The sequence below is a fragment of the Kitasatospora nipponensis genome (genome assembly GCF_039528135.1).
GTDB classification, from domain to species: Bacteria; Actinomycetota; Actinomycetes; order Streptomycetales; family Streptomycetaceae; genus Kitasatospora; species Kitasatospora nipponensis.
In genome coordinates this window covers 1-6,794 of record NZ_BAAALF010000294.1, presented here as the reverse complement: position 1 = coordinate 6,794, position 6,794 = coordinate 1, and the positions used below count along the sequence as shown (strand labels likewise).

General features: G+C 71.9%; 5 protein-coding genes. 3 read left to right on the top strand and 2 right to left on the bottom strand.

The genetic code is table 11. From position 1 onward, the window contains the following. Nucleotides 1-180 precede the first annotated feature (180 nt). Entirely contained in the window at nucleotides 181-960 is a 780-nt protein-coding gene (locus ABD323_RS38600; protein WP_344446779.1) for an ATP-binding cassette domain-containing protein, read from the top strand. A 77-nt stretch (nucleotides 961-1,037) separates the two neighbouring features. Beyond that, nucleotides 1,038-2,306 (top strand): sugar ABC transporter permease, encoded by a 1,269-nt coding sequence (locus tag ABD323_RS38595; protein WP_344446780.1) that lies wholly within the window; start codon nucleotides 1,038-1,040, stop codon nucleotides 2,304-2,306. 81 nt (nucleotides 2,307-2,387) lie between these two features. On the opposite strand, the gene ABD323_RS38590 is transcribed toward ABD323_RS38595, so the two are convergent. Continuing rightward, a complete protein-coding gene (locus tag ABD323_RS38590) occupies nucleotides 2,388-3,779 on the bottom strand; it encodes a S53 family peptidase (RefSeq protein ID WP_344446778.1) in 1,392 nt (463 codons plus the stop codon). A gap of 140 nt (nucleotides 3,780-3,919) precedes the next feature. Then, complete coding sequence (locus tag ABD323_RS38585) at nucleotides 3,920-4,612, bottom strand: rhomboid-like protein (protein WP_344446777.1); 693 nt, start codon at nucleotides 4,610-4,612, stop codon at nucleotides 3,920-3,922. 335 nt (nucleotides 4,613-4,947) lie between these two features. Here ABD323_RS38585 and ABD323_RS38580 point away from each other — a divergent pair. Continuing rightward, a partial coding sequence (locus ABD323_RS38580) for an FAD/NAD(P)-binding protein (protein WP_344446776.1) occupies nucleotides 4,948-6,794 on the top strand: 1,847 nt, incomplete at its 3' end.

Below are 6,794 nucleotides of genomic sequence, written 5' to 3'. Positions count from 1 at the left end.
GCAACCGGTCCGGTGGCGAAGGGAGTTGATCACGATGGCTGCTGAACCCGTGCTGCGCACCCCGCGGAGCTCGGCAACCGGTCCGGTGGCGAAGGGAGTTGATCACGATGGCTGCTGAACCCGTGCTGCGCACCCCGCGGAGCTCGGCAACCGGTCCGGTGGCGAAGGGAGTTGATCACGATGGCTGCTGAACCCGTGCTGGCCCTGCGCGGGGTCTCCAAGCGGTTCGGCGCGGTGCAGGCGCTGACCGACATCGAGTTGGAGGTCCATGCCGGCGAGGTGCTGGCCCTGGTGGGCGACAACGGCGCCGGCAAGTCGACGCTGGTGAAGGCGATCGCCGGGGTGCACCAGCCGGACGACGGCACGATCGAGTGGCAGGGCCGCCCGGTGGCGGTCCACCGCCCGCAGGACGCGCAGCACCTGGGCGTCGCGACGGTCTACCAGGACCTCGCGCTCTGCGACAACCTCGACGTGGTCGGCAACCTCTTCCTGGGCCGCGAGATCAAGCGGTTCGGGGTGCTGGACGAGGTGGAGATGGAGAAGCGCTCGCGCACCCTCCTGGACACCCTCTCGATCCGGATCCCCAGCGTGCGGATCCCGATCGCCTCGCTCTCCGGCGGGCAGCGCCAGGTGGTCGCGATCGCCCGCTCGCTGATCGGCTCGCCGAAGGTGGTCATCCTCGACGAGCCCACCGCGGCGCTCGGCGTCGAGCAGACCGCCCAGGTGCTGGACCTGGTCGAGCGGCTGCGCGACCAGGGCCTGGGAGTGATCCTGATCAGCCACAACATGGCGGACGTGATGGCCGTGGCGGACCGGATCGCGGTGCTGCGGCTGGGGCGCAACAACGGCGTCTTCGACCGGCGCGCCACCAACCAGGAACAGATCATCTCGGCCATCACCGGCGCCACGGACAACGCCGTGACCCGCCGCCAGGCCCGCGGTTCGGAGGGCGAGCAGTGAGCGAGGACGGCAACACCCCGCGCCGGGAGGGCCGTTACGAGGACGGCCCGAAGCACCACCCGCTGCCCGAGGACACCATGCCCACCGGCGGCGTGAACGCGCCGGTGCCGGTGGCCGCCGAGGCGACCCCCGCGGTCGACCCGCGCCTGATCGTCCGCCAGGAGGGCGTCAAGGGCTACATCGGCGAGTTCAAGCGCCGCATCACCAGCGGTGAACTCGGCTCGCTGCCGGTCATCCTGGCGCTGATCGTGATCTGGGCCGTCTTCGGCAGCCTGAACAGCAGCTTCCTGTCCGCGCAGAACCTCTCCAACCTCTCGCAGCAGATCGTCGGCACCGGGATGATCGCGATCGGCGTGGTCTTCGTGCTGCTGCTCGGCGAGATCGACCTGTCGGTCGGCTCGGTCAGCGGTCTCTGCGCGGCGATCTTCGCGGTGCTGGACGTGACGCACGGCGTCAACCAGTGGGTCGCGATGCTCTGCGCGCTGGCCGGCGGCGCCGCGGTCGGCCTCATCCAGGGCTTCTTCTTCGCCAAGGTCGGCGTACCGGCCTTCGTGGTCACCCTCGCCGGTAACCTGGGCTGGAACGGCCTGATGCTGCAGATCCTGGGCTCCAGCGGCACGGTGAACCTCTCCGGCAAGGACAACGTCTCCAAGCTCTACACCACCATCTACGGTCAGCAGGCCGCGGCCTACGGGGTGGCGGTGGCCGGGGTGGCGCTCTTCCTGGGCTCCCAACTGCTCGACTCCCGGCGCCGGCGCGCGGCCGGCATCCCCTCCCGCGCGCCGGGCGACATCGCGCTGCGCACGGGGGCGCTGGCGGTGATCGCCTTCCTGGCGGCCTACACGCTCAACCAGTACAAGGGGCTGCCGCTGGCCCTGCTGATCTTCCTGATCTTCATCGTGGTGCTGGACTTCCTGCTGCGCCGCACCAGTTACGGCCGTCAGGTCTTCGCGCTCGGCGGCAACATCGAGGGCGCCCGCCGGGCCGGCATCAACGTGCCCAGGATCCGGATCTCGGTCTTCATGATCTGCTCGACCATGGCGGCGGTCGGCGGCCTCTTCCTGGCCGCGCAGATCCAGTCCGCCAGCCAGACCTCCGGCGGCGGCAACCTGCTGATGAACTCGATCGCCGCCGCGGTCATCGGCGGTACCAGCCTCTTCGGCGGGCGCGGTTCGACCTGGTCGGCGCTGCTCGGTGCGCTGGTGATCGGCTCCATCCAGTCCGGCATGAACATCGAGGGTCTGAGCAACGCCATCCAGTTCATGATCACCGGTCTGGTCCTGCTGGCCGCCGTCGTGATCGACTCGCTGGCCCGGCGGACCCAGAAGGCCGCGGGTCGCGCCTGACGGCCGTCCATCCCCCCAGCACGCGGCGAGCCGCCCGGGACCTGCCGGGCGGCTCGCGCTGTCAGGTGCGGTGGTGGGCGGTCAGCCGAGCATGGCCAGCGCCGGGACGAACTTGGCCGCGTCCACCGTGCCCCAGCCGGTGGACAGGTCGTAGCCCTTGACGGCCGGCCAGCCGGGGACCCCGTTGTAGGTGTTCGAGCCGCCGACCACGTCGGTCAGGCCGGTGCGGGTGTCACCGGCCTGCTGGAGTGCGCCGAGCGCGTACAGCGGGTAGTTCAGCTGGCCGATCCGGTGGCCGGCGGCCTGGTCCGCGAGCGCCACCACGCCGGAGAAGATCGGGGTGGCCACGCTGGTGCCGCCCCACAGCTCCCAGCCGTTGTCGTCGGGGCCGAAGCTGTTGTAGGTCCAGACGCCGGTGAGCGGGTCGGCGAGCATGGAGACGTCCGGTATGCCGCGGGCGTTGCCCGTGGTGGACTGCACGCCGAGCTGGTAGAGCGGACGGTTGAAGACCGCGGACTTGCCCCCGCCGGTGGCGCCGTGGCCGTCCCAGACGGTGTCGGGGCTCAGCCGGTTGCCCTGGTCGTCCAGCTGGACCGAGGTGCCGCCGACGGCGGTGACCAGCGGGTCCGAGGGCGGCCAGGAGGAGACCTGGTAGGGGTAGAGGGTGCTGCCGTCCGCCTCGGCGTCGGTGGAGCCGCTGTCGCCCGAGGCGGCCAGCACGGTCACGCCGTGCGCGGCCGCGTCCTTGAAGGCGAACCGCAGGTTCAGCAGGCTGCTGTGGTCGCCCTGGTCGAAGCCGGGGAAGGTGTTCTCGGTCGCCCCGAAGCTCTGCGAGATGACGTCGCCCACGCCCTGCTTGATCAGTGAGTCCTCGGCGGCCATCATCTCCGGGAAGCCGGTGGTGCCCTCGGTCTCCGAGACGCCGGTCTCGACCAGCACGATCTTCGCGCCGGGCGCCATCGCGTGGGCGGTGTCCACGTCGATCGTGGTCTCCTCCGCCCAGCCCGTCATGTCGTCGTTGCTCGGGTCGAACGGCGGGACGGTGCCCCACTTCACCACCTGCACGTTGGTGCTGGGGATGCCGTACTGGGCGCTGTAGACGTCCAGGTCGTGCTGGATCGTCGGTGAGCCGAAGGAGTCGACGATGACGATGGTGCGGCCCGCGCCGTTGATCCCCTTGGCGAAGAGCGGACCCTCGTCGTAGGCGCGCTCCAACTGGGTGGCGCCGTAGCAGGAGCGCTGCAGCTGCGCCTGGCACTGGCTGGTGGTCAGGGCGCCGGGCAGTGCGCCCGGCAGCAGGCGGTGGCCGACCGCAGCCGGCACCGGGTGGGGCAGATGGGCGGTGGAGGCGGTCTGGCCCAGCGCGAGTGCGCTGCCGGCCGTGCCCGCGCTGCCGGTCAGGGCGGTGGCGGCGAGCAGGGCGGCGGTGCCGAGAGCCGATGCGGTGGCACGGCTTCGGGTGGTACGTCGCATGGGTGTCCCTGGAGGGTGGTAGGTCCCGTCGACGACGGCTGGGGCCATCGAACCCCTGTCCACCCTGACCCGCCATCAGCTTGTGGGACCCATGGGTATCTCTTGGTGATATCTGTACCCGGGGACTCGGGCCCGGCCCTTCAGGTGCGGAGCCGGCGCCAGAGGCGGCGGACGGTGGCCACCGGGTCGAAGGGGCCGCCGACGCCGGCGGTGGAGCGGCCGCGGGTGAGGGGGTAGCAGGCCAGGCCCAGCAGGACGGCGGTGAAGTGGCCGACGTCGGTGAAGGTCCGTCCGCTCCACAGCGCGGAGCCGTAGAAGAAGAGCAGGCCGGCCAGGTAGACGTAGCGCCAGGGGCTGACGATCAGGTAGCAGACCACCGCCTCCACCCCGGCGAGCGCGTAGCTGACGCCGTAGTCGAGGGTGTAGCGGGCGGACTCCGGCGCGTGGCCGTGGTTGATCGCCCAGAGCAGCACGCCCTCGCTCAGGTAGGTCGCGCCCACGTGCGCGACCAGCACCACGCCGAGCCAGCGCAGGGTCCCCAGCCAGCGCTCGGTGGGCACGTGGAAGACGTTGTAGAGGACGAAGTAGAAGAACCAGCCGCCGCCGGCGATCCACAGCGCGCTGCTGATCAGCACCCGGACGGGCGACTGGCTCAGGTAGTGGATGTTGGTCGAGCGCTTCTCCAGGATCCCGTCGGCGAAGCCGGGCGAGACGTGCCGGAGGATCAGGGTGGTGACGAAGAGGATCGCCAGCCAGATGAACGTCCCCGGCGCCCGCCTGACGTAGCGCCAGGCGGCGCGGGCCGCTCGGCGGGCCTGGTTCGCTGCGGACACCCCCGCACCCTACGTCGGCGGGCGGGCGCCGGGGGTGACGGGCGCGGGCCTCGGCGTGTCCCGGGCCGGCCGGTCGGCGATCGCGGATGACCGCCGACGTCGGAATTCGACTGACGGAACGTCAAGCCGCTTTCCGGTGGGCCGGACACGAAGGGCTCAATGATCGTACGGTTGGCGGCCGCCGGGCTGCTCGCCCAGGTGGGGAACCACCACCGGCCGACCACGGCAGGGGTGCAACTCGCCCTTGTTGTGGTGATCGTTCTTGGCCACAATGAGCCCACTGACGCGACGGATTCGGCATTCCTCGCGCCTCCCGCCCAAGAGGGGGTTGGAAGTTGTCCGACGAGGCCAGTCTCTGCGTGGTGGGTGCCGGTCCCCGGGGCCTGTCCGTGCTGGAGCGGATCTGCGCGAACCGGGCGGTGCCCGGACGTACGGTCCGTCCGCTCACGGTGCACCTGGTGGAGGCGGTACGTGACGGCGGCGCCCGGGTGTGGCGCACCGACCAGCCCACCGAGCTGCTGATGAACACCGTGGCCTGCCAGGTCTCGATGTTCACCGACGAGAGCGTGGAGTGCGCCGGTCCGGTACGGCCCGGCCCGAACCTCCACGAGTGGGCCCGGTTCATGGTCCTGATGGACCGTGAGGAGGAGTACCCCGAGCCCGTGCTGGCCGAGGCCCGCGCGCTGGGACCCGACAGCTACCCCAGCCGGGCGTTCTACGGGCGCTACCTGGACTGGGTGCTGCGCCGGCTGGTGCGCACCGCGCCGCCGGGCACCACGGTGCGCATCCACCGGGCGCGGGCGACCGCGCTGGACGACGACGCCGACGGCACCCAGACGCTCACCCTCGACTCCGGCGAGCAACTGAGCGGCCTGCACGCGGTGGTACTGGCGCAGGGCCACGTGGACAGCGAGCCGACCGGGGCCGAGCTGGAGCTGCAGCGCTTCGCCGAGGGCCACCAGCTGGGCTACTTCCCGCCCGGCAACCCCGCCGACCTGGGCTTCGAGACGGTGCGCCCCGGCGAGGCGGTGCTGCTGCGGGGCCTGGGCCTCAACTTCTTCGACTGCATGGCCGCGTTGACCATCGGCCGCGGCGGCCGCTTCGAGCGGGTCGGCGGCCGGCTGGTCTACCAGCCCTCGGGGCGCGAGCCGCAGATGTACGCGGGCTCGCGCCGCGGGATCCCGCACCACGCCCGCGGCGAGAACCAGAAGGGCGCCTCCGGGCGGCACGAACCGGTGTTCCTGGGACCCGAGACGATCCGCACGCTGCGCGCGGCGGTCGACCAGGGGCGGCCGCTGGACTTCCGCGAGCAGATCTGGCCGTTGATCTCCCGCGAGGTCCGGCTGGTCTACTACCGCACGCTGCTGGTGGAGAGCGCCGGCCGGCGGGCCGCGGCGGCCTTCGAGGCCGAGTTCGTGGCGCTGGGCGCCACCGCCGACGAGTCGGCCGAGGCGCAGCTGCTGGACCGCCACCGGGTGGCGGGCGACCTGCGCTGGGACTGGGACCGGATCATCCGGCCCTACGGCGAACGGGAGTTCGCCGACCACGAGGAGTACCGGCAGTGGCTGCTGGCACACCTGCGCCGCGACCTGGCCGAGGCCGCGCTCGGCAACGTCGACGGGCCGCTGAAGGCCGCCCTGGACGTGCTGCGCGACCTGCGCAACGAGATCCGCCTGGTGGTGGACCACGGCGGCCTGACCGGCCGGTCCTACCGCGAGGACCTCCAGGGGTGGTACACCCCGCTCAACGCCTTCCTGTCGATCGGGCCGCCGGCCGCCCGGATCGAGCAGCTGATCGCGCTGGCCGAGGCCGGCACGCTGCAGCTGCTCGGGCCGGGCCTGTCCGTGGTGCCGGACGCGTCGGGCAAGGTGTTCCGGGCGGTGGCGGCGAGCATCCCGGACGGCGGCGTCGAGGTGACCACGCTGATCGAGGCCAGACTGCCGGAGAGCGACCTGCGCCGCACCGTGGACCCGCTGCTGCGCCACCTGCTGGCGACCGGTCAGTGCGCGAGCTACCGGCTGCCGGGCGACACGGACGGGGACTTCCTCAGCGGTGGCCTGGCGGTCACCCCGCGGCCCTACCGGCTGGTGGACGCCCGGGGGCGGGCGCACCCGGCCCGGTTCGCCTTCGGCGTGCCGACCGAGACGGTGCACTGGGTGACGGCCGCCGGGATCCGACCGGG